Origin of the sequence: Streptomyces chartreusis NRRL 3882 (assembly GCF_900236475.1) — a bacterium.
GTDB lineage: Bacteria > Actinomycetota > Actinomycetes > Streptomycetales > Streptomycetaceae > Streptomyces > Streptomyces chartreusis_D.
This window is the reverse complement of sequence record NZ_LT963352.1, coordinates 659,400-680,847: the sequence shown is the minus strand read 5'-3', so window position 1 is coordinate 680,847 and position 21,448 is coordinate 659,400. Positions and strand designations below refer to the sequence as shown.

Annotated in this window: 21 protein-coding genes; 16 read left to right on the top strand and 5 right to left on the bottom strand. The window is 71.1% G+C overall.

The genetic code is table 11. From position 1 onward, the window contains the following. Positions 1 to 56: 56 nt before the first annotated feature. Positions 57 to 458, top strand: a complete 402-nt coding sequence (locus tag SCNRRL3882_RS03160; protein WP_010043978.1) for an SseB family protein — start codon at positions 57 to 59, stop codon at positions 456 to 458. A 27-nt stretch (positions 459 to 485) separates the two neighbouring features. Here the strand turns inward: SCNRRL3882_RS03160 and SCNRRL3882_RS03155 are convergent, their stop codons facing one another. From SCNRRL3882_RS03155 to SCNRRL3882_RS03135, 5 genes are all read right to left on the bottom strand, one after another. Continuing rightward, positions 486 to 875: a MarR family winged helix-turn-helix transcriptional regulator gene (locus SCNRRL3882_RS03155; RefSeq protein ID WP_029181458.1), complete on the bottom strand. Its 390-nt coding sequence runs from the start codon at positions 873 to 875 to the stop codon at positions 486 to 488. A 74-nt stretch (positions 876 to 949) separates the two neighbouring features. Next, complete coding sequence (locus SCNRRL3882_RS03150; protein WP_010043981.1) at positions 950 to 1,981, bottom strand: LacI family DNA-binding transcriptional regulator; 1,032 nt, start codon at positions 1,979 to 1,981, stop codon at positions 950 to 952. Continuing rightward, positions 1,978 to 2,886, bottom strand: a complete 909-nt coding sequence (locus SCNRRL3882_RS03145) for a carbohydrate ABC transporter permease (RefSeq protein WP_010043983.1) — start codon at positions 2,884 to 2,886, stop codon at positions 1,978 to 1,980. The genes SCNRRL3882_RS03150 and SCNRRL3882_RS03145 overlap by 4 nt, the downstream gene beginning before the upstream one ends. Next, positions 2,883 to 3,809 carry a carbohydrate ABC transporter permease gene (locus SCNRRL3882_RS03140; protein ID WP_010043985.1) on the bottom strand — a complete coding sequence of 309 codons (927 nt, stop codon included), beginning with the start codon at positions 3,807 to 3,809 and terminating at the stop codon, positions 2,883 to 2,885. Before SCNRRL3882_RS03140 ends, SCNRRL3882_RS03145 begins: the two co-directional genes overlap by 4 nt. Beyond that, positions 3,806 to 5,125: an ABC transporter substrate-binding protein gene (locus tag SCNRRL3882_RS03135; RefSeq protein ID WP_010043986.1), complete on the bottom strand. Its 1,320-nt coding sequence runs from the start codon at positions 5,123 to 5,125 to the stop codon at positions 3,806 to 3,808. The genes SCNRRL3882_RS03140 and SCNRRL3882_RS03135 overlap by 4 nt, the downstream gene beginning before the upstream one ends. Before the next feature lie 184 nt (positions 5,126 to 5,309). On the opposite strand from SCNRRL3882_RS03135, the gene SCNRRL3882_RS03130 reads away from it, so the two are divergent. From SCNRRL3882_RS03130 to SCNRRL3882_RS42360, 15 genes are all read left to right on the top strand, one after another. After that, on the top strand, positions 5,310 to 7,331 hold the full coding sequence (locus SCNRRL3882_RS03130; RefSeq protein ID WP_010043987.1) for a beta-galactosidase: 2,022 nt from the start codon (positions 5,310 to 5,312) through the stop codon (positions 7,329 to 7,331). A gap of 112 nt (positions 7,332 to 7,443) precedes the next feature. Continuing rightward, positions 7,444 to 9,003, top strand: a complete 1,560-nt coding sequence (locus tag SCNRRL3882_RS03125) for a glycoside hydrolase family 53 protein (protein ID WP_010043988.1) — start codon at positions 7,444 to 7,446, stop codon at positions 9,001 to 9,003. Between the two features lie 183 nt (positions 9,004 to 9,186). Further along, positions 9,187 to 9,444, top strand: a complete 258-nt coding sequence (locus SCNRRL3882_RS03120; RefSeq protein WP_010043989.1) for an ArsR/SmtB family transcription factor — start codon at positions 9,187 to 9,189, stop codon at positions 9,442 to 9,444. Between the two features lie 58 nt (positions 9,445 to 9,502). Beyond that, positions 9,503 to 10,462 carry an SMP-30/gluconolactonase/LRE family protein gene (locus SCNRRL3882_RS03115; RefSeq protein ID WP_010043990.1) on the top strand — a complete coding sequence of 320 codons (960 nt, stop codon included), beginning with the start codon at positions 9,503 to 9,505 and terminating at the stop codon, positions 10,460 to 10,462. Positions 10,463 to 10,631: 169 nt separating this feature from the next. Continuing rightward, entirely contained in the window at positions 10,632 to 11,093 is a 462-nt protein-coding gene (gene crcB / locus SCNRRL3882_RS03110) for a fluoride efflux transporter CrcB (protein WP_010043991.1), read from the top strand. Beyond that, positions 11,090 to 11,470: a DUF190 domain-containing protein gene (locus SCNRRL3882_RS03105; RefSeq protein WP_010043992.1), complete on the top strand. Its 381-nt coding sequence runs from the start codon at positions 11,090 to 11,092 to the stop codon at positions 11,468 to 11,470. Before crcB (SCNRRL3882_RS03110) ends, SCNRRL3882_RS03105 begins: the two co-directional genes overlap by 4 nt. Beyond that, the gene (gene crcB / locus SCNRRL3882_RS03100; RefSeq protein ID WP_010043995.1) at positions 11,467 to 11,814 is read left to right on the top strand and encodes a fluoride efflux transporter CrcB; all 348 of its coding nucleotides are present in this window, start codon (positions 11,467 to 11,469) and stop codon (positions 11,812 to 11,814) included. Before SCNRRL3882_RS03105 ends, crcB (SCNRRL3882_RS03100) begins: the two co-directional genes overlap by 4 nt. Positions 11,815 to 11,886: 72 nt before the next feature. Continuing rightward, positions 11,887 to 12,723 (top strand): undecaprenyl-diphosphate phosphatase, encoded by an 837-nt coding sequence (locus SCNRRL3882_RS03095; protein ID WP_010043997.1) that lies wholly within the window; start codon positions 11,887 to 11,889, stop codon positions 12,721 to 12,723. A gap of 164 nt (positions 12,724 to 12,887) precedes the next feature. Further along, on the top strand, positions 12,888 to 13,565 hold the full coding sequence (locus tag SCNRRL3882_RS03090; RefSeq protein WP_029181459.1) for a FadR/GntR family transcriptional regulator: 678 nt from the start codon (positions 12,888 to 12,890) through the stop codon (positions 13,563 to 13,565). Continuing rightward, positions 13,562 to 15,004 carry an amino acid permease gene (locus tag SCNRRL3882_RS03085; RefSeq protein ID WP_010044000.1) on the top strand — a complete coding sequence of 481 codons (1,443 nt, stop codon included), beginning with the start codon at positions 13,562 to 13,564 and terminating at the stop codon, positions 15,002 to 15,004. The genes SCNRRL3882_RS03090 and SCNRRL3882_RS03085 overlap by 4 nt, the downstream gene beginning before the upstream one ends. 32 nt (positions 15,005 to 15,036) lie before the next feature. Next, positions 15,037 to 16,053, top strand: coding sequence for an asparaginase (locus SCNRRL3882_RS03080; RefSeq protein WP_010044002.1), 1,017 nt, complete (start codon positions 15,037 to 15,039; stop codon positions 16,051 to 16,053). Positions 16,054 to 16,175: 122 nt separating this feature from the next. Continuing rightward, a complete protein-coding gene (gene aspA / locus SCNRRL3882_RS03075) occupies positions 16,176 to 17,588 on the top strand; it encodes an aspartate ammonia-lyase (RefSeq protein WP_010044004.1) in 1,413 nt (470 codons plus the stop codon). Positions 17,589 to 17,631: 43 nt separating this feature from the next. After that, positions 17,632 to 18,555: a glutaminase gene (locus tag SCNRRL3882_RS03070; RefSeq protein WP_010044006.1), complete on the top strand. Its 924-nt coding sequence runs from the start codon at positions 17,632 to 17,634 to the stop codon at positions 18,553 to 18,555. A 113-nt stretch (positions 18,556 to 18,668) separates the two neighbouring features. Then, positions 18,669 to 20,063 carry a polyprenol phosphomannose-dependent alpha 1,6 mannosyltransferase MptB gene (mptB, locus tag SCNRRL3882_RS03065; protein ID WP_010044009.1) on the top strand — a complete coding sequence of 465 codons (1,395 nt, stop codon included), beginning with the start codon at positions 18,669 to 18,671 and terminating at the stop codon, positions 20,061 to 20,063. Continuing rightward, entirely contained in the window at positions 20,060 to 21,442 is a 1,383-nt protein-coding gene (locus SCNRRL3882_RS42360) for a glycosyltransferase 87 family protein (RefSeq protein WP_010044011.1), read from the top strand. The genes mptB and SCNRRL3882_RS42360 overlap by 4 nt, the downstream gene beginning before the upstream one ends. The last annotated feature ends 6 nt before the right edge of the window (positions 21,443 to 21,448 follow it).

Genomic DNA, 21,448 nt, shown 5'->3' with positions numbered 1-21,448 from the left:
CGGGGCGGATCTTGCCCCGGGCGGGCCGCACGACCGCCGCTACCAGGGAATCTGCCATGGAGACACCCGCAAACGACCCCACGCCCACGCCCGCCCAGCGGGCTCTGGACGTCCTCACCGAGAACACCGAGGACGCGGCGGCTCTGGACGCGCTCGCCAACAGCGACGTGCTCATCCCCGTGCCCGACGACGCGAACGACGCCGACGCCGCCAACCCCTCGGCGGTGGCGCTGCCGGTGCTGGAGCAGCCCGGCGGCGAGCCGGTGGTGCCCGTCTTCACCTCCGAGGTGGAGATGGCCGGGCTGCTGCCGTTCGTCTCCCGCTACCGCCTGGTGCCGCTCGGCGCCCTGGCCGCCCAGTGGCCGGCCGACGACCTGTCGCTCACCATAGACGGCAGCTCGGAGCACCGCCTGACGCTCACCTCGGAGGGAGTACGCACCCTGCTGGCACGTCCGTAGGACGGACCGGGCCGGGCCCCGGGCGGTCTACGCGCCCAGGGTCCGGGCCAGCGCGGCCCGCTGGAGCGGCAGTGCCTGCGCGTGCAGGTCACGGCCCTTGGAGGTCAGGGCCACCCACACCCCGCGCCGGTCCTCCACGCACACCGAACGCGTCACCAGCCCGTCCTTCTCCAGCCGGGCGATGAGGCGGGACAGCGCGCTCTGGCTGAGATGGACCCGTCCGACCAGGTTCTGCACCCGGCACTGCTCGCCCTCCTCGGGCGCCGCCGTGGCGAGGATGTCCAGGACCTCGAAGTCGGACGCGCCGAGGCCGTGCGGATGCAGCACCCGGTCGATCTCGCACATCGTGCGCGCGTGCGCCGACAAGATGTCCCGCCACCGTTCCTCGAGCCGCGCACCAGCCGTTTTCGACGCCATATGTGAACGGTAACACCGGTGCGGCATTCAATGACCGTGCATGCAGTGCACGTCCCTCGCCGGGCGGCGGGAGCCTACGTCGACTCCCTTTCGACCAGCTCCGTCGGCAGGATCACGGCCGCCGGATCCTCACCCCCGATCTGCGCGAGCAGCACCCGTACCATCTCGGCGCTGATGCGGTCCCACGGCTGCCGGATGGTCGTGAGCTCGGGGCTGGAGGCCAGGGCGGCCGGGGAGTCGTCGAAACCGCCGACCGCGACGTCCCCCGGCACGCTCCGCCCCGCCCGGTGCAGGGCCGCCAGCACGCCCTGCGCCATGAGGTCCGAGGCGACGAACACGGCGTCCATGTCCGGGGCCTGCGCCAGCAGCCGCTCGGCACCCGCCTCGCCGCTGGCGCGGCTGTAGTCGCCGGAGACGACGAGGCGCTCGTCGTACTCCAGGCCCGCCTGGGCGAGCACCTCCTGGTAGCCGGCGAGACGCTCGACACCGCCGGGCGTGTCCAGCGGCCCGGTCACCATGCCCACCCGGCGCCGCCCGAGCGACAGCAGGTGGCGCACCATGTCGCGGGCGCCGTCACGGTCGTCGGCGGCCACGTAACTCACCTTCGAGCCCAGCCCGATCGGCTTCCCGCACGCCACCAGCGGCACACCGGCCTCACGCAACTGCTCGGCGACGGGGTCACCGGAGTGGTTGGAGACCAGCAGCACCCCGTCGACATGCCCGGCGGTGATGTACCGGGTGAGGCGGCGCCGTTCGTCCTCGGTGCCCGCCAGCATCAGCAGCAGCGGGATGTCGTGCGCGGCGAGCGCCTGGGTGCAGCCGCGCAGCAGGACGTTGAAGTTGGGGTCCTCGAAGAACCGCTCCTGCGGTTCGGTGAGCAGGAAGCCGATCGAGTCGGACCGCCCGGTGATCAGGGAGCGGGCGTGCCGGTTGACGACGTAACCCGTCCTGCGGATGGCCGCGTTGACCGCTTCCTGGGCGGCCGGGCTGACGTAGTGGCCGCCGTTCAGTACACGCGAGACCGTGCCGCGCGAGACCCCCGCCTCGCGCGCCACGTCGTGGATCGTGGGCGGCCTGCGCCTGCCCCCCGAAGCGTTCATGGTCATGACTTTACGGCTCCGGAGAGCAGATCCAGACTCCAGAACCGCTGGATGACCAGGAACAGGGCGACCAGCGGCAGCACCGCGAGGAGCGCGCCCGTGATCACCAGCGTGTACAGCGCCGGGGTGTTGGCGCCCTGCTCCAGCAAGGTGAACAGGCCGAGGGTGATCGGGAACTTCTCGTCGTCGCTGAGCATGATGTACGGCAGCAGGAAGTTGTTCCAGATCGCCACGAACTGGAACAGGAACACCGTCACCATGCCGGGGATCATCATCGGCAGCGCGATCCGCGTGAAGATCCGCCACTCGCTCGCCCCGTCCATGCGCCCCGCCTCGACCACGTCGGCGGGCACCGCGGCGGCGGCGTAGATCCGCGCCAGGTAGACGCCGTACGGGAAGAGGATCTGCGGCAGCAGGACGGACAGGTACGAGTCGGTGAGGTCGGCCTTCGCCAGCAGCAGGTACTGCGGGATGGCGAGGATCACCGGCGGCATCAGCACCCCTGCGAGCAGCACGTTGAAGATCGTCTCGCGGCCGCGGAAGCGGTAGGTCGCCAGGGCGTAGCCGCTGATCGCCGACACGCACGTCGACAGCAGGGCGCCCAGACCGGCGTACAGCGCGGAGTTGCCCATCCACTCCCAGTAGACGCCGTCGCGGTAGGCGCTCAGATCGCGGACGTTGTCGGCGAAGCCCGTGCCCGGCAGGAACGTGAACGTGGAGAACAGCTCACGGCCGGACTTGGTCGCCGCCATGACCACCCAGGCCACCGGCAGCAGACAGTAGATCGCGCCCAGCAACAGCGTGACCGTGGGGATCAGGGCGATCCGGCGGCGCAGCGGCGGGCGGCCCTGGGGGGTACCGGGCGTGCTGCCCGCCACCGGCTCGGCCTGGCGGACGGCAAGGGAACTCATCGAGCTGCCTCCTGCTTCTGACGACGGTTCGCGGCCCGCAGGAAGCCGAAGGACAGCAGGAGCGTGGCGAACGCGATGATCACGGCCTGCGCCGCGGCCCCGTAGATGTCACCCTCGCCGAACGCGTCCCGGTACACCTTCATCAGCGGACTCCACGTCGTGGACACGGAGTTGGTGAGGGGCTTGAGGGTGGTCGGCTCGTTGAACACCTGGAGCGTCGCGATGATCGAGAAGAAGAAGGTCAGCACCAGCGACGGCGCCACCATCGGGATCTTGATCCGCAGCGCGATCTGCAGCGGGGTGGCGCCGTCGAGCTTCGCCGCCTCGTACACCTCCGCCGGGATCGCCTGGAGGGAGGTGTAGATGACGATCATGTTGAAGCCGGTGCCGCCCCAGACCGCGATGTTCGACAGGGCCAGGTACAGTGGCCCGCCGTCCAGCAGGTCGGGCTGCGGCAGCCCGAGCTTGTCGAGCACGAAGTAGAAGGGGCTGACGTCCGGCAGGTACAGGAAGCCCCACAGCAGCGCCGCCACCACACCGGGGATGGCGTACGGCAGGAAGATCGCGAGCCGGGTGAAGGGGGCCAGCCGCACCTTCTCGGCGTCCAGCATCAGCGCGAGCAGCAGGGCCAGGCCGAGCATCACCGGGACGACGATGCAGCCGTAACCCAGCACGCGCAGCGCCCCGTTCACCAGCTCGCTGTCGGTGAGGGCGTCGGTGTAGTTCTCCAGACCGGCCCAGACCTCCTTGCGGGCGCCGGAGCCCAGGCCCAGGCCCGAGACCTTCACCTTGCGGAAGCTGAGCCAGATCGCGTAGCCGATGGGCAGCGCGAAGAACAGCGCGAAGAGGACGGTGGCGGGGACAAGGAAGGCGTACGGGGCCCCCTTGACCCCGTACGACTGCCGGCGTGCCGTGCTTTTCACTCCGCGACCTCGAAGCCCTGCTTCTTCATGTCGGCGACGGTGTCGGCCTGCATCTTGTCCAGCGCGGCGCCGAAGTCCGACTTGTTCTTCGCTGCGGCGCCGAAGGCGTCCTTGAAGGTGGTGTAGGCGACGTTCACGTTCGGGCCCCACGCCGAGGGCGCCGTGGTCTCCGCGATGTCGGCGGCCTTGGTGTAGAAGTCGGCCTGATTGGAGAAGTAGGCCGGCGGCTTGAGGAAGGCGCCGCTGGTCTGCGCGTTCTTGGCGGCCGGGTAGATGCCGCTCTCCTTGGCCAGCGCGTTCAGGGCGTCGCCGTCGGTGTTCAGCCAGGCGGCGAACTCGGCGGCGGCCTCCTGGTGCTTGGAGTCCGTGGTGACGGCGGTGGAGGAGCCGCCCCAGCTGCCCGTGCGGTTCTCGTTGGCGGACCACTGGGGGAGGGGCGCCATGGCCCACTTGCCCTTGGTGTCGGGAGCGGCCGTGGTCAGCGTGCCCGGTGCCCACACGGCGCTGACCCAGGCGATCTGCTTGCCGGTGTTCATCGCCTTGTTCCAGGCCGGGGTGTACATCGGCTGGTTGTCGATGGCGCCCTCCTTGACGAGGCCGCCCCAGAACTCGGCGACCTTCCGCGTCGCCGCGTCGTCGATGGAGACCTTCCACCGGTCGCCGGAGGTCGTCCACCACTTGGCGCCCGCCTGCTGGGCGAGGCCCGCGAAGAGGCCGGAGTCGTTGGCGGAGAAGGTGGTGAGGTCCTTGCCGGGGGCCGCCTTCTTCAGTTCGCGGGCGGTCTCGGCGAACTCGTCCCAGGTCGTCGGGACCGTCAGGCCGTACTCCTTGAACAGGTCCTCGCGGTAGTAGAACATCATCGGCCCGATGTCCTGCGGGACCGCGTAGACCGCGTCCGTGCCCAGCGTCGTCTGCTGCCAGACACCGTCGGCGAACCTGCCCTTCGCGTCACCCACGGTCTTCGATATGTCCGCCAGCGCGTCGTTGCTGACCAGCGTGGGCAGCGCCTGGTACTCGGCCTGCACCAGGTCGGGGGCCTTGCCCGCCTTGTGCGCGGTCAGGATCTTGGTGACGAGCGTGTCGCCGGACGCCTGCTTCTTCACCGTGACGGTGATCCGGTCCTTCTTGCCCGGCCCCTTGTTCCACAGGTCCACGACCTTGTCCATGCCGGGGGTCCAGGTCCAGTACGTCAGCGAGACCGGCCCCGACTCGGTCTCGCTGTCCCCGGATCCCGAGCCGCAGGCGGCGAGGGCGGTGGCGCCGAGCACGATGGCGACGGCGGATGTCACGAGGCGGCGGCGCTTCGTGTACGGCATGGATCTCTCCCCTGACCTGGGGTCCTCGCCTGGTGCGAGAACCTGCCATGCTTCTGTGAGCGTTCACAGTAGAGAAACATCCCGGACACTTGTCAATGGTTGTTGCTGTGCGGTTATGTTGGGCTCTGCACTGCCTCACTGTGTGTGCACGTTCCCATTTGATCGATCGACCGGGAGACCATCCATGCCGGAGACCACCCCCAGGGGCCTCACCAGGCTCGCCTTCGGTGGGGACTACAACCCCGAGCAGTGGCCGGAAAGCGTCTGGCAGGAGGACGTCCGGCTGATGCGGGAGGCCGGCGTCACCATGGTGAGTGTCGGGATCTTCTCCTGGGCGCTGCTGGAGCCCTCACCCGGCCGTTACGACTTCGGCTGGCTCGACCGGCTCCTGGACCTGCTGCACGAGCACGGCGTCCGCGTCGACCTGGGCACCCCCACCGTCGTGCCGCCCGTCTGGTTCTACCGGGCCCACCCCGACGCCCTGCCGGTCACCCGCGAGGGCGTGCGCTACGAGTTCGGCTCCCGCGCGGCGATCTGCCACAGCAACGCCGACTACCGGGTGGCCGCCGCGGCCGTCACCACGAAGCTCGCCGAACGCTACGGCGACCACCCGGCCCTGGCGATGTGGCACGTGCACAACGAGTACGGCGTCCCCGTCTCGGCCTGCTACTGCGACTCGTGCGCCGCGCACTTCCGCCGCTGGCTGGCGACGACGTACGGCACGGTCGACGCGGTCAACGAAGCCTGGGGCACGGCCTTCTGGGGCCAGCGCTACACCGACTTCGACCAGATCAACCCGCCCCGGCTCACCCCCGCGGCCGTCAACCCCGGCCAGGCGCTGGACTACAAGCGGTTCGCCGACGCCACCATGCGCGAGAACTTCGTGACGGAGCGGGACATCCTGCACCGCCTCTCACCGGGCGTCCCGGTCACCACCAACTTCATGACGGCGCTGAGCCAGTGCGACTCCGTCGACTACTGGGCCTGGGGCCGCGAGGTCGACATTGTCACCAACGACCACTACCTCATCACCGACGGCCGCCGCACCCACGTCAACCTGGCGATGGCCGCCGACCTCACCCGCTCCGTCGCGGGCGGCGCGCCCTGGCTGCTGCTGGAGCACTCCACCTCGGGTGTCAACTGGCAGCCCCGCAACCCCGCCAAGGCCCCCGGCCAGATGGCCCGCAACTCCCTCACGCACGTGGCGCGCGGCTCCGAGGGCGCCATGTTCTTCCAGTGGCGCCAGTCCCGCCGCGGCGCCGAGAAGTTCCACTCGGCGATGGTCCCGCACGGCGGAACCGACACCCGTGTGTGGCGCGAGGTCGTCGAACTCGGCGCGTCCATCGACGCGTTGAGCGAGATCCGCGGCACCCGCACCGAAGCCGACGTGGCCGTGCTGTGGGACTGGCACTCCTGGTGGGCGCAGAACCTCGACTGGCGCCCCAGCGTCGACCACGACGCCCGCGAGCGCGCCGACGCCTTCTACGAGGCCCTCTACGACCGCCACCTCACCGTCGACTTCGCCCACCCGGAAGCCGACTTGTCGAGGTATCCCCTTGTCGTCGTACCGGCCCTGTACCTGATGACGAAGGCGGCTGGGAACAACCTCACGGCCTACGTCGAGAACGGCGGCACGCTGGTCGTCTCGTACTTCTCCGGCATCGTCGACCAGCACGACGCCGTCCACGAGGGCGCCTACCCGGGCCCGCTGCGGGACGTCCTCGGCCTCACCGTCGAGGAGTTCTCGCCGCTGCTGCCCGGCGAACGGGTGCGCGTCAGCGGCCCCGACGGATCCGAGCTGGGCGCCGACGTGTGGACGGAGTTCGTGGTGCCGCGCGGCGCCGAGACCGTCCTGACGTACGCCGACGGCCTCACCGCGGGGCGGCCCGCCGTCACCCGGCACCGCCGCGGCGAGGGCACCGCCTGGTACGTCTCCACCCGGCTGGCAGCCGACGGTCTCGACGCGCTGCTCGGCTGGGCGGTCGAGGACGCGCGGCTCGCCCCGCGCGCCGACCTGCCCCGGGACGTCGAAGTGGTCCGCCGCACCGGCGAGTCGGGCACCTACCTGTTCGCCGTCAACCACACCGGCTCGGACGCCAAGGTGCCGCTGGAGGCCCCCGGCACCGAGCTGCTGACCGGTGAACGCGCCGTGGGCCGGCTGCCGGTCCCGGCCGGAGCCGTCCGGGTCGTCCGGCTCGACGGCTGAACCGACTCCCTCCGCCCGCGCGAGCCACGAGCCGCGGGCGGAGGGGCTCTCTCGCCTCACCTACGGGCGAGGGGCACCCCCAATCCCCACGTCGAAGGGACGACGGACGACGATGTTCCATCCCAGACGCACGCTCAGAACCCTGCTGCTCCCGCTCGCGGCGGGGCTCGCCCTCACCGCCCTGCCCGCCACCTCCGCCCACGCCGCGAGCACGCTCACCAACGGCGGCTTCGAGGCAGACGGCGCGGGCGCGGCCACACCGGGCGGCTGGTCCGAGTACGGCGACACCGGCGCCTCGTTCACCGAGTCCGGCGGCCACGGCGGCGGCTACCGCCTCAGCCACTGGTCCTCCACCGCCTACAAGGTGGAGACGTACCAGTACCTGTCCGGACTCACCAACGGCACCTACAAACTCACCGCATGGGTGCGCTCCGGCGGCGGACAGAAGTCCGCGTACATGGCGCTGAAGAACTGCGGCGGAGCCGAGCAGCGCACCGACCTGCCGGTCTCGGCCAGTGGGTGGATCCGGATCGTCGTGCCGGTCAATGTGAGCAACAACCAGTGCACGATCAGCGTCAACAGTGACGCGAACGCGGGCAACTGGATCAATGTCGACGACCTGACCTTCACGTCGGGCACGTCCAGTACGTCGATCAAGGGTGCCGACATCTCCTCGCTGGCCAAGAGCGAGGCCAAGGGCGGCGTCTACCGGAACAGCTCCGGCACGGCCGGCGACGCCCTGGCGATCCTCAAGTCGTCCGGCATGAACTACGCGCGCCTCAAGGTCTGGGTGAACCCGGCCGACGGCTACAACAACAAGGCGCGCGTCCTCGCCACGGCCAAGCGCGTCAAGGCGCAGGGCATGAAGCTGCTGGTCGACTTCCACTACTCGGACTTCTGGGCCGACCCGGGCCGCCAGGACAAACCCGCCGCCTGGGCCGGGCACTCGTACAGTCAACTCAAGACCGACGTGTACAACCACACCTACGACGTGTTGAACGCCTTGAAGGCGCAGGGCACCACCGCCGACATGGTCCAGGTCGGCAATGAGATCAACGGCGGCATGCTGTGGAACGAGGGATCGACCTCCAACTGGACGCAGCTGGCAGGTCTGCTCAACTCCGGCTACGACGCGGTCAAGGCGGTCAACGCGAACACGACCGTCGCCCTGCACCTCGCCGAGGGCGGTGACCTGGAGGGCACCCGCTGGTGGTTCGACAGCGCGCGCTCCCACGGCGTGAAGTTCGACGCGATCGGCCTGTCGTACTACGGCTACTGGCACGGCACGCTGGCCGACTTCCAGACGACCCTCGACGACGCGGCCGCCCGCTACGGCAAGCCGGTCTTCGTCGCCGAGACCGCCTATCCGTTCCGCCTGGACAGCGAGGACTCGCACCAGAACATCATCGACACCAGCGGCGAGCTGGTCTCCGGCTACCCGGCGAGCGTGGCCGGCCAGACCCGGTGGATGAACGACGTGGCGAGCATCGTGGAGGCCGTCCCGAACGGCCGCGGCCTCGGCATCTTCTACTGGGAGGCCACCTGGACCGCCGTGAACGGCAACGGCTGGGACCCGACCGACGCCTCCTCCGGCAACGCCTGGGAGAACCAGGCGCTGTTCGGCTACGACGACCGGGCACTCTCGTCGATGTCCTGGTTCCGCCACCGCTGACCACACGGGGAGGGGGCCCGGCCGCACACCCGCGGCCGGGCCCTCGCCCGTTCCCGAACTCACCCGTGAACCCACGTCGGTCCGGTATCGGTCAAGGACGCCGAGTCCGGGACGCGGCGGCTTCGACTGCGAGACAGTGGGAAGAGGGGGCAGACGACCAGAGCCGCGAGGCAGGGGCACGACATGCTGAGGACTCCCACGGACGAGACGCGCCTGCGCATCCTGGCCTGGCTCAAGGAACCCGGCCCCGCCGCACACGGCGTCACCGCGGACGCCGTCGCCGAGAGGTTCTCGATGCCCCGCCCGGTCGCCGTCACCCACCTCCGGCTGCTCCATGCCACCGGCATGCTGCGCACCAGCCGGTCCGCCGGCCGCGTGCACTACCACCGCGACGAGATGCGGATCGCAGAGGTGGCCCGGATGTTTGAGAAGGGCTGGTAGGCGACCCGGTACAGCGGAACCCAGCGGCATCCCTCCGACGGTGAAGGACACGCACGCGATGGAACGTCCCACGGCACTCCTCCCGCGCCACTACGTCGCGGTGGGCCCCGGCCCCGAGGACGTGGTCGCCGACCCGCGCGGCCGCGTGCTGACCGGCCTGGCGGACGGCCGCATCCTGCGCCTGGACGGCCTGGGGGACCCGGTGACGGCCCGTACCGAGGTGCTCGCCGAGACCGGGGGCAGGCCCCTCGGGCTCGAACTCCTCCCGGACGGCGACCTGCTGGTGTGCGACGCCGAACGCGGACTGCTGCGCGTCGGCACCGGCGACGGCACCGTCCGCGTCCTCGCCGACAAGGTGGCGGGGGAGCGGCTGCGGTTCGCCAGCAACGTCGTGTCCCTCTCCGACGGCAGCGTGTACTTCACCGTCTCCAGCCGCCGCCACCCCCTGGACCACTGGATCAGCGACATCGTCGAGCACACCGGGACGGGGCGCCTGCTGCGCCTCGCCCCAGGCGCGGACACTCCCGAGGTGGTGCTGGACGGCCTCCAGTTCACCAACGGGCTCGCCGCCGGAGCCGACGAGTCGTTCCTCGTCGTCGCCGAGACCGGCGCCCGCCGGCTCATCCGCTACCGGCTCACCGGGCCCGGGGCCGGCCGGAGCGAGCCCTTCGCCGAGAACCTGCCGGGCATGCCCGACAACCTCTGGCGCGGCGCCCCGGACGGACCGGTCTGGGTCGCGCTGGCCGGGCCCCGCGTCCCCGCCCTCGACCTGTTCCACCGCAGCGCACCAGCGGTCCGCCGCGCCGCCGGCCGCATGGCCGTGCGCGCTCCCTTCCGCCCCACCGGCACGATCGCGGTCCTGGCCTTCGACGACGCGGGCCGCGTCGTCCACCACCTCGCCCGCCGCCACGCCGGATACCGGATGGTCACCAGCGTGTGCGAAGCGGCCGGGCACCTCGTGCTGGGCAGCCTCTGGGAGCCGGGCGTGGCGGTCTGCGAGGCACCCGTCCCGAAGTGACGCCGGTTCGCCACGGGGGTTAGTCTGAACCCCGGCCGCGACACCTCTCGCGGCGCGGCGGTGGGGCCCGCCGTACCCGAACCGCGGCACGGACGCCGCCAACGGTCCCTACTTGCGACGGCACGCGCCCGCACGATCCCGGGCCCCGGCGAGTAGGAGACGGACGACCATGACGGCCCCCGAGGCGGAAAGCCTCCGCATCCGGCCCGCTGACCCACACCCCTCCGCCTGGCGCGCCCAGGCACCGGTCGTTGCGGTGGTGGCGCTCGGCGGGGGAGCGGGGGCCGCCGCCCGCTACGCGGCGTCGCTGTGGTGGCCCGCGCACACGGGTGGCTTCCCCTGGACGATCTTCTGGGTCAACGTCGCGGGCTGCGCCGTGATCGGCGTGTTCATGGTGGTCATCACAGAGTTCCGGGCCGCGCACCGCCTGGTCCGCCCCTTTTTCGGCACCGGCGTGCTCGGGGGTTTCACGACCTTCTCGACCTACGCCGTCGACATCCAGAAGCTGGCCGACAGCGGCCACGTCCGCACCGGCCTGACCTACCTCGCCGCGACCCCGCTCGCGGCGCTCACGGCGGTGTGGCTCGCGGCCTGGTCGACCCGCCGTGTCCTGAAGTGGAGGCAGCCATGACACGGCTGACCGGCAGGGCCCTGCGCCTGACCGTCTTCGTCGGCGAGAACGACACCTGGCACCACAAGCCCCTGTACTCGGAGATCGTCCACCGGGCCCATGCGGCGGGCCTCGCGGGCGCCAGCGTCTTCCGGGGCGTGGAGGGGTTCGGCGCCTCCTCGCTGATCCACACCTCGCGGCTGCTGTCCCTGAGCGAGGACCTGCCGGTCGCCGTCGTGATCGTCGACACCGAGCCACGCGTCCGGGCCTTCCTGCCCCAGCTCGACGAACTCGTCACCGAGGGCCTGGTGACCCTCGACGACTGCGAGGTCATCAGGTACACCGGCCGGGAGGACACTCCGGGTGAAACGGACGTGAAGGGTAAGAGGTCGTTGTGAACTGGCTGCTGGTCGTCGGGGGCGCGATGGTCGGCGCCCCGCTGCGCTACCTCACCGACCGCGCGGTCCAGTCCCGGCACGACTCGGTCTTCCCCTGGGGCACCTTCGCGGTGAACGTGACCGGCTGCCTGATCCTCGGCCTGCTCACCGGCGTCGCAGGACACGTCCAACTGCTGCTCGGCACGGGTCTGTGCGGGGCCCTGACGACGTACTCGACGTTCTCCTACGAGACGCTGCGCCTGGTGGAGACGGGGGCCCGCGGTTACGCCGTCCTCAATGTGACGGCGAGCCTGGCGGCCGGTCTCGGGGCGGCGTTCGCGGGGGTGACGCTCGCGCGTCTGTGAGATCCGTTCTCGCCCGCGTGTAGTAAGACGGTCCTCTCCGCGCCCGCCTCTTCCCGCACAGAACTGGATCCCATGAGCGTCATCAACGTCGGTCAGGCCGTCGTCCTCGGAGCCGTCGAGGGGGTGACCGAGTTCCTGCCCGTCTCCTCCACCGGCCATCTGAAGATCGCCGAAGGGCTCATGGGCATCCCCGTCGACGACCACGCCGTGATCGGGTTCTCGGCCGTCATCCAGGTCGGCGCGATCGCCGCGGTGCTCGTGTACTTCTTCAAGGACATCGTGCGGATCGTCTCCGCCTGGGGCCGGGGCCTGTTCCACCGCGAGGAGCGCTACCACCACGACTACAAGTTCGCCTGGTGGGTCATCTACGCCACCATCCCGATCGTCGCCGTCGGACTCGCCGCCAAGCCGCTCATCCAGGGCCCGCTCGCCTCGCTCTGGGTGGTGGCCGGCTCGCTGATCGTCGGCAGCGGGGTGATGTGGGCGGCCGACCAGATGGGCCGGCACAAGCGCGGCGAGGACGACACCTCCTTCAAGGACGCCATGCTCGTCGGCAGCTCCCAGATCCTCGCCCTGCTCTTCCCCGGCTTCTCCCGCTCCGGCGCCACCATGTCCACGGCGCTGATCCTCGACCTGGACCGCGTCGCCGCCACCCGGCTCTCCTTCTTCCTCGGCATCCCCGCCCTGACCGGCGCCGGCCTCTACGAACTCAAGGACGCCCTGGGCACCGGCGTGGGCGCGGCCCCGCTCGCCGTCGGCACGATCGTGTCCTTCGTGGTGGCCTACGGCTCCATCGCCTGGCTGCTGAAGTTCGTCGCCAAGCACTCGTTCAACGCCTTCGTGATCTACCGGATCGTCGTGGGGGTGCTGCTGTTCGGCCTGCTCGGGACGGGTGTGCTCACCAGCTGACCGGCCGCAGGGACCAGGGGGCGGGGAGCGTGAACGCGGGCTTCCGGCCCCCTGAACGTTTCGTTGCGACCCCTTGACAGGCGCCTCCCGCGACCCGCAGGATCGCCACCGTGAACCTGTCAGACAGCCGGACAGCCGGACAGCCCGTGCGGCGCGTCAGCGCCATGGAAGCGGTGCTGGCGCATCTGCGTGGCGCCATCGAGCGCGGCGACTACGCGATCGGCGACAAGCTCCCCTCCGAGGCGGAGCTGTGCCGCACCCTGGAGGTCTCCCGGCCCGTGCTGCGCGAGGCGCTGCGGGCGCTCCAGACCATGGGGCTGACCGTCTCCAGGACCGGCAAGGGCACCTTCGTCGTGGCCAGCACCGTCGAGGACCCCACCTTCGGTGACTACTCGGCCAGCCACCTGCTGGAGGTGCGCCGCCACGTCGAGATCCCGGTCGCCGGGTACGCGGCCCGGCGCCGCACCCCGGAGAACCTCGACCATCTGGCCCACCTGCTGGACCGGATGGAGCAGGAGACGGACACCACCGCCTGGGTCGCTATGGACACGCTGTTCCACCTCGCCGTGGCCGAGGCCGCCCAGAACCCGGTCTTCCGCCGGGTCATCGAGGAGATCCGGGACGCGCTGGCCCGCCAGTCCGCCTTCCTCAACGAGCTGGGCGGCCGCCGCGAGCAGTCCAACCGCGAGCACCGGGCGATCGTCGAGGCGCTGATCGACGGTTCCGAGAACGACGCCGTGGAGGCCATGGCCCACCACCTCGACCGCGTCGAGACGACCCTCACCGACATCGTGCGCCCCTCGCGCACGGACACCCCCACGGAAGGCGGACCCGAGGCGTGAGCGAGCAGTCCCTGCACGAAGGCGTGCAGAAACGAATCGGCCATGTCGACGCCGGAGACGCGGGCTACAGCAAGTCCCTGAAGTCCCGGCACGTCAACATGATCGCCATCGGCGGCGCCATCGGCACCGGCCTCTTCCTCGGCGCCGGCGGCCGCCTCGCCGACGCCGGCCCCTCCCTCTTCATCGCGTACGCGGTCTGCGGCCTCTTCGCCTTCCTCGTGGTCCGCGCCCTCGGCGAACTCGTGCTGTACCGGCCTTCCTCCGGCGCCTTCGTGTCGTACGCCCGGGAGTTCATGGGGGAGAAGGGCGCCTACACCGCGGGCTGGATGTACTTCCTCAACTGGGCGACCACCGGCATCGCCGACATCACCGCCGTGGCCACCTACACCCACTACTGGGGCATGTTCTCCGACATCCCGCAGTGGGTGATCGCGCTCATCGCGCTGGCGGTCGTGCTCACCGTGAACCTGATCTCGGTGAAGATCTTCGGCGAGCTGGAGTTCTGGTTCGCGATCATCAAGGTCGGCGCACTCGTCGTCTTCATGTGCATAGGCATCTTCCTGCTGGTCACCCAGCACCCCGTCGACGGCCACAGCCCCGGACCGTCCCTCATCAGCGACAACGGCGGCGTCTTCCCGCACGGCCTGCTGCCCATGCTGCTGATCATCCAGGGCGTCGTCTTCGCCTACGCCTCCGTCGAGCTCGTCGGCGTCGCGGCCGGCGAGACCGAGAACCCCGAGAAGATCATGCCGAAGGCGATCAACTCGATCATGTGGCGCGTGGGCCTCTTCTACGTCGGCTCGGTCGTCCTGCTGTCGATGCTGCTGCCGTGGAACAAGTACACGGCCGGCGAGAGCCCCTTCGTCACGGTGCTGTCCAACATCGGCGTCCCGGCGGCCGGCGGTGTGATGAACCTCGTCGTCCTCACCGCCGCGATGTCCTCCCTCAACTCCGGCCTGTACTCCACCGGCCGCATCCTGCGCTCCATGGCCATGGCCGGATCGGCGCCCAAGTTCACCTCGGTGATGAGCCGCAGCCAGGTCCCCTACGGCGGCATCCTGCTCACCAGCGGCATCTGCGTCCTGGGCGTCGGCCTCAACTTCGTCGTGCCCGCCGAGGCGTTCGAGATCGTGCTGAACTTCGCCGCGATCGGCATCCTCGCCACCTGGGGCATGATCATGATCTGTCACCTCCTCTTCTGGCAGAAGACCCAGAAGGGCGAGCTGACCCGCCCGGGCTACCGGCTGCCGGGCTCCCCCTGGACCGAGATCGTGACGCTGGCGTTCCTCGCCTCCGTCCTGGTCCTCATGTACGCCGACGGCGGCGCGGGACGCACCACCGTGCTGTGCCTGCCGCTGATCGTCGGGGCACTGGTCGCCGGATGGTTCGCCATCCGCGGCCGTATCGCGCGCAAGTCCACCACCGGAGCCGACGCGTGAGAGACGCGCCGCTCCACGAGAAGCAGGCAGTGATGCACAGCAGTTCCCTCGCGGACGCACCCCTGGTCCGTGAACCCGTCCACGCACCCGTCGCCCACCTCATACGCGGCGGAATCGTCGAAGGCATCCACTACGGCTCCGTCGTCGTCCTCGGCGCCGACGGAGAGGTCCAGCTCCAGATCGGAGACATCGAGGCCGCCTTCTACCCCCGCTCCGCGATCAAGCCCGTCCAGGCCGTGGCCATGGCCCGGGCCGGACTACCGCTCGACGGCGACTTGCTGTCGCTGACCGCGGCCAGCCACTCCGGCGAGGAACGCCACCTCGCCGGCACCCGGCGCATCCTCGAACTCGCCGGGCTCACCGAGGACCACCTGCGCAACGTCCCGGACCTGCCGTTCGACCCGGTCGTCCGGGACGCCTGGGTGCACAAGGGCCGGCTGCCCTCCCGGCTCGCGCAGAACTGCTCCGGCAAGCACGCGGCCATGCTCTACACCTGCACCCTCAACGGCTGGCCGCTGGAGAACTACCTCGACCCCGGCCACCCGCTCCAGCAGGCCGTCGCCGAGATCGTCGAGGACCTCACCGGGCAGCGCATCGCCGGGGTGACCGTCGACGGCTGCGGCGCGCCGCTGTTCTCCATCTCCCTGCACGGCCTCGCCCGGGCCACCGCCCGGATCGCCTCGGCTGCGCCGGGCACGCCCGAGGCCCGCGTCGCCGACGCGATGCGCGAGCACGCCGAGATGGCCTCCGGCTCCGGCCGGGACGTCGCCGCGCTGATGCGGGCCGTGCCAGGGCTGTTGTCCAAGGACGGGTTCGAGGGCGTGCAGGTAGCTGCGCTGGCCGATGGGCGGGCCGTCGCGGTGAAGATCGCGGATGGTGCGAACCGGGCCCGGGTGCCGGTGGCTGCCGCCGCGCTGGCCCGGGCGGGCGTCGACCCGGAGCTGCTCACCGAGTTCCAGGGCGAGCCGCTGCTGGGCGGTGGCCGGGAGGTCGGGCGGGTGCGGCCCGTTCGCTCGCTGGAGCCGCTCGCCGGTGCTGCCCGCGCCTGACGACGTGCCGGGTTCTCCCGTCCGGCGGCTGCGGATCCCCTGTGGCTGATCGCGCAGTTCCCCGCGCCCCTGAGGGGGCGCCCACCCACCCTCACTCCTCAGAAAAGGGATCCCTCACCCTCATGACCGCCGCCACCCGTTCCGAACACGATCTGCTCGGTGACCGTGACGTTCCCGCCGAGGCCTACTGGGGTGTGCACACCCTGCGCGCCAAGGAGAACTTCCCGATCACGGGCACGCCCATCTCCGCCTACCCGCACCTGATCGACGCCCTGGCCGCCGTCAAGGAGGCCGCCGCCCTCGCCAACGAGGAACTCGGCCTGCTGGAGCCGAGGAAGGCGGCCGCCATCGTGGAGGCATGCCAGGAGATCCGCGACGGCAAGCTGCACGACCAGTTCGTCGTCGACGTCGTCCAGGGCGGTGCCGGCACCTCCACCAACATGAACGCCAACGAGGTCGTCGCCAACCGGGCGCTGGAACTGCTGGGCCACGCCAAGGGCGAGTACGGGTTCCTGCACCCGAACGAGGACGTCAACCTCGGCCAGTCCACCAACGACGTCTACCCCACCGCCGTCAAGATCGCGACGGTGTTCGCGGTGCGCGGCCTGCTCGACGCGATGTCCGTCCTCCAGGACGCCTTCGCCCGCAAGGCCGTCGAGTTCCGCGACGTGCTCAAGATGGGCCGTACACAGTTGCAGGACGCGGTGCCGATGACGCTCGGTCAGGAGTTCTCCGCGTACGCCGTCATGATCGACGAGGACCGGTCCCGTCTTGCCGAGGCCGTCGAGCTGATCCATGAGATCAACCTCGGCGCCACGGCGATCGGCACCGGCCTCAACGCCCCCGCCGGATACGCCGAGTCGGCCCGCCGCCACCTCGCGGCCATCACCGGGCTGCCCCTGGTGACGGCGGCCAACCTGGTCGAGGCCACCCAGGACTGCGGCGCCTTCGTCCAGATGTCCGGCGTGCTCAAGCGCATCGCCGTCAAGCTCTCCAAGAGCTGCAACGACCTCAGGCTGCTGTCCTCCGGCCCGCGCGCGGGTCTGAACGAAATCAACCTGCCGCCGGTGCAGGCCGGTTCGTCCATCATGCCCGGCAAGGTCAACCCGGTGATCCCCGAGGTCGTCAACCAGGTCGCCTTCGAGGTGATCGGCAACGACGTGACCATCACCATGGCCGCCGAGGCCGGACAGCTCCAGCTCAACGCCTTCGAGCCGATCATCCTGCACTCCCTGTCGGAATCCGTCACCCACCTGCGGGCCGCCTGCCTCACGCTCGCCGAACGCTGCGTGGCCGGCATCACCGCCAACACCGAGGCGCTGCGCGCGACCGTCGAGAACTCCATCGGCCTCGTCACCGCCCTCAACCCCCACATCGGCTACACGGCCGCCACCGACATCGCCAAGGAGGCCCTCGCCACCGGCCGGGGCGTGGCCGAACTCGTCCTGGAGAAGGGCCTGCTGCCCGCCGAGACGCTCGCCGGCCTGCTGCGCCCGGAGGTCCTGGCCGGCAACGGCCCGGCTCCGGTGGCCTGACGGACGCGAGGCACCGGGACCGGCAGGGAGGAACAATCGGATCATGACGTCGTCGACGACCTTCCAGCCGGTCCTGGAGCGCATCGCCGAGGAGATCGAGCGGACGCCCGGCCGGGGCCGGCCCGCCGACTACATCCCGGCGCTCGCCGCCCGAGACCCGCGCAGCTTCGGCATGGCCGTCGCCGAGCCGGACGGCACGGTGTACGGCGTGGGGGACTGGCGGCGGCCCTTCTCCGCGCAGTCCATCACCAAGGTCTTCACCCTCGCCCTCGGCCTGGCCCGCGAGGGCGACGCCCTGTGGGAACACGTGGGCCGCGAGCCCTCCGGCAACCCCTTCAACTCCCTGGTCCAGCTGGAGTACGAGAACGGCATCCCGCGCAACCCGTTCATCAACGCCGGCGCCCTCGTCGTCACCGACCGGCTGCACACCCGTACCGGCGACGCGTCGGGCGAACTGCTGGAGTTCCTGCGGGCGGAGAGCGGCAACACGGAGCTGACCTTCGACGAGGAGGTCGCGGCCTCCGAGACCGCCCACGGCGACCGCAACGCCGCCCTCGGCCACTTCATGGCGTCCTACGGCAACATCGACAACCCGGTGCCGGTCCTGCTCGACCAGTACTTCCGGCAGTGCTCGATCGCGGCGTCCTGCGCCGACCTCGCCCTCGCCACCACCTTCCTCGCCCGGCACGGCATCCGCGCCGACGGCACTCGCCTGCTCACCCGCAGCCAGGCCAAGCAGATCAACGCGATCATGCTGACCTGCGGCACGTACGACGCGGCGGGCGACTTCGCCTACCGCGTGGGCCTGCCCGGCAAGAGCGGCGTGGGCGGGGGCATCATCGCGGTCGTCCCGGGCCGCTGCACGCTGTGCGTGTGGAGCCCGGGCCTGGACGAACGGGGCAACTCGGTGGCCGGCGTCGCGGCCCTGGACAGATTCACGACGCTGACGGGCCTGTCGGTGTTCTGACGGACCGGACATCCCGCACCTGATCACCGGCCGGTCACCCTTCGGCTTCCCACCGGAGCACTCCACGTCGCCTTCGAGCCACCCCACGTTGACACGCTGCCCGAGTGTTGGCCATGGCTTTCCCCGTCGATCTCCGCCGCTGCCAGATACTCGGTCTGGCCGGTACCGCCTTCCTCGCGGCAGGCGGTGAGACGGCCGGAGCCCTGCCCGTACGGGACCTCCTCCACCCGGCCTCCGCGCCCGCCGCCCTCGGCATGGTGGCGGTGTACTTCGGACTCGTCCTGCTGATCGCGGCCTGGGCGCTGCTGGGCCGGCTGGTGCGAGGACCCAGACCGCCCGCTCCCCGCGCCCTGCTGCTCGTCCTCGCCGTCTGGGCCGCCCCGCTGCTGCTCGCCCCGCCGCTGTTCAGCCGGGACGTGTACAGCTACCTCGCCCAAGGGGCGATGGTCGATGCGCACATGGACGTCTACGCGCACGGGCCGTCGCAGCTCGGCGGCCCGCTCGCCGGTGAGGTCGCCCCGCTCTGGCGGCACACCGCCGCCCCGTACGGCCCGGTGTTCCTCGCCGTCGCGGCGGCCCTGTCGGCCCTCACGCGCGGTGAACTGCCCGCCGGGCTGTTCGGGATGCGGCTCGTGGCACTGGCCGGCGTGGCCCTGATGGCGGCCGCGCTGCCCCGCCTCGCCCGCCACAGCGGCGCCGACCCGTCCGCCGCGCTGTGGCTGGGCGCCCTCAACCCGCTCGTCCTGCTGCACCTGGTCGCGGGCGCGCACAACGACGCCGTCATGCTGGGCCTGCTCGGCGCCGGCCTGGTGGCGGCGCTCGGCCGGTGGCCGTTCCTCGGCGCCGTGCTCGTCACGCTCGCCGCGCTGGTCAAGGCGCCCGCCGCGCTCGGTCTGGCCGCCGTCGTCGTCCTCCAGGTCCGTGCGGGCCGCGGTACGGCGAAGGCCCTCGTGACGACCGCCGTCGCGGCCGCGGGGACGACCGTCGCGGCCACGGCCGCGGCAGGCACCGGATACGGCTGGATCGGCGCCCTGAACACCCCGGTCTCGCCGCAGAACTGGGCCCTGACCACCCTGCTCGGCCGCGCCACCCGCGCCCTGCTGGAACACCTCGGCAGCGATCTCGCGCCCCTGGCGGTGCCCGTCTGGCACACTCTGGGCATCGTGGCGGCCGGGGGCGCGATCGTCCTGATATGGCTCCGGCTGCGCCCGCGACCGCTGTACGCGCTGGGCCTGAGCCTGGCGGCGGTGGCCGCGCTCGGCCCGGCGATCCGCCCCTGGTACGCCCTGTGGGGCCTGTTCCTCATCGCCGCCGCCGCGCCCAGCACCTCCGTACGCCACCGCATGGCGGCCGTGACCGGCGTGCTCGCGCTTTGCGTGCTGCCCGGCGGCGGCCCGGCCGACACCGGGCAACTCGTGCTGGCCGTCTCCGGCGGCGCGCTCGCGGTCGTCGTACTGTGGCAGGCCCACCAGGCCGAGCTGGCACCGGCACTGGGACGCACGGCATGACCCCGGCCCCGCCGCGCACCGACCGCGGCCGGCTGCTGCTCGTGCTCGCCCTCGCCACGGTGGTGACGGTCTTCACCGCGACCGTGCCCCTCCTGCGCGACTGGTTCGACCTGCGTGTCTACTACGGAAGCATCGACAGCTGGGTCCACCACGGCGGCCGGATCTACGACTACCGGGTCCCCGGCACGCCGTACGGCTTCACGTACCCGCCCTTCGCCGCCGTGGTCATGCTGCCGATGGCCCTGCTGGATCTGCGCACCGCGATCGCCGCCGCCCTGCTGCTCAACCTGGCGGCCCTGGCCCTGATCCTGCGGCTGCTCGCCGGCCCGTCCTGGCGGCGTCACGGCTGGTACGGCTGGGCCCTGACCGCCTGCGTCCTCGCCCTGTTCGAACCGCTCCGCGACACCTTCAGCTTCGGCCAGGTGAATCTGCTGCTGCTCGCTCTCGTGTTCACCGACGCGGCGCTGCTCGCCACCGGACGCACACGCTGGGCGGGCATCGGCATCGGGCTGGCGGCCGCGATCAAGCTCACGCCGGCGTTGTTCATCGGTCTGCTGCTGTTGGCCGGGAGGTGGCGCGCGGCGGCGGTCGCCACGACCGTCACCCTCGGTGCCACGGCACTCGCGGCGTCGGTGGATCCCGACGCATCACGCTACTACTGGACCGAGGCGCTGTGGGACACCAACCGGGTGGGCCGCCTCGGCTATGTCTCGAACCAGTCGGTACAGGGCATCCTGGCCCGACTGGGGGAGGCGGACCGGGCGGTGTGGGCGGTGGCGGTTCTGCTGGTGCTCGGCATCTGGGCGCTGCGGGCCCGCCGGGCGGTCGCCGCGGGGGACTGGACGGCGGCGTTCGCCCTGACCGGCCTCGCCGCCTGTCTCGTCAGCCCGATCACCTGGGTGCACCATCTCGTGTGGCTGCTGCCGTCCTTCGCCGTGCTGCTCCGTACCGGGCACGCCCGGATCGCGGGCGCGCTGTACGCGGTGCTGTGCACCAGCGTGGTGTGGCTGTGGTTCGACGACGCGTCCGGCGTCGACGGGTTCCTGGGCAGCAACACCTACGCCTGGATCACTCTGGGCCTGCTGCTGTGGCTGCCGGCCGGTCAGCCTCCGGAGCGGCGGACCGGCAGCCGCAGCACCAGCACCACGATCGCCGCGCCCAACCCGGCGGCACCCGCGATCAGCCCCGCTTCCGTCCAGCCGGAGCCGGCTTCCTTCGGCACGGTGGCCGCGACGGCGGGCGGAGTCGGTGCCACCGGTCGCGCGGCAGCCCCCGACACGTCGAGCGAACCCACCGGTTCGACCCGGCTGCCCGCCTCGAAACCCCAGTCGAGCAGTGAGCGGGCCTCCTCGTACACCGCGGAGCCGCCGCCCTCCTGAGGGTTC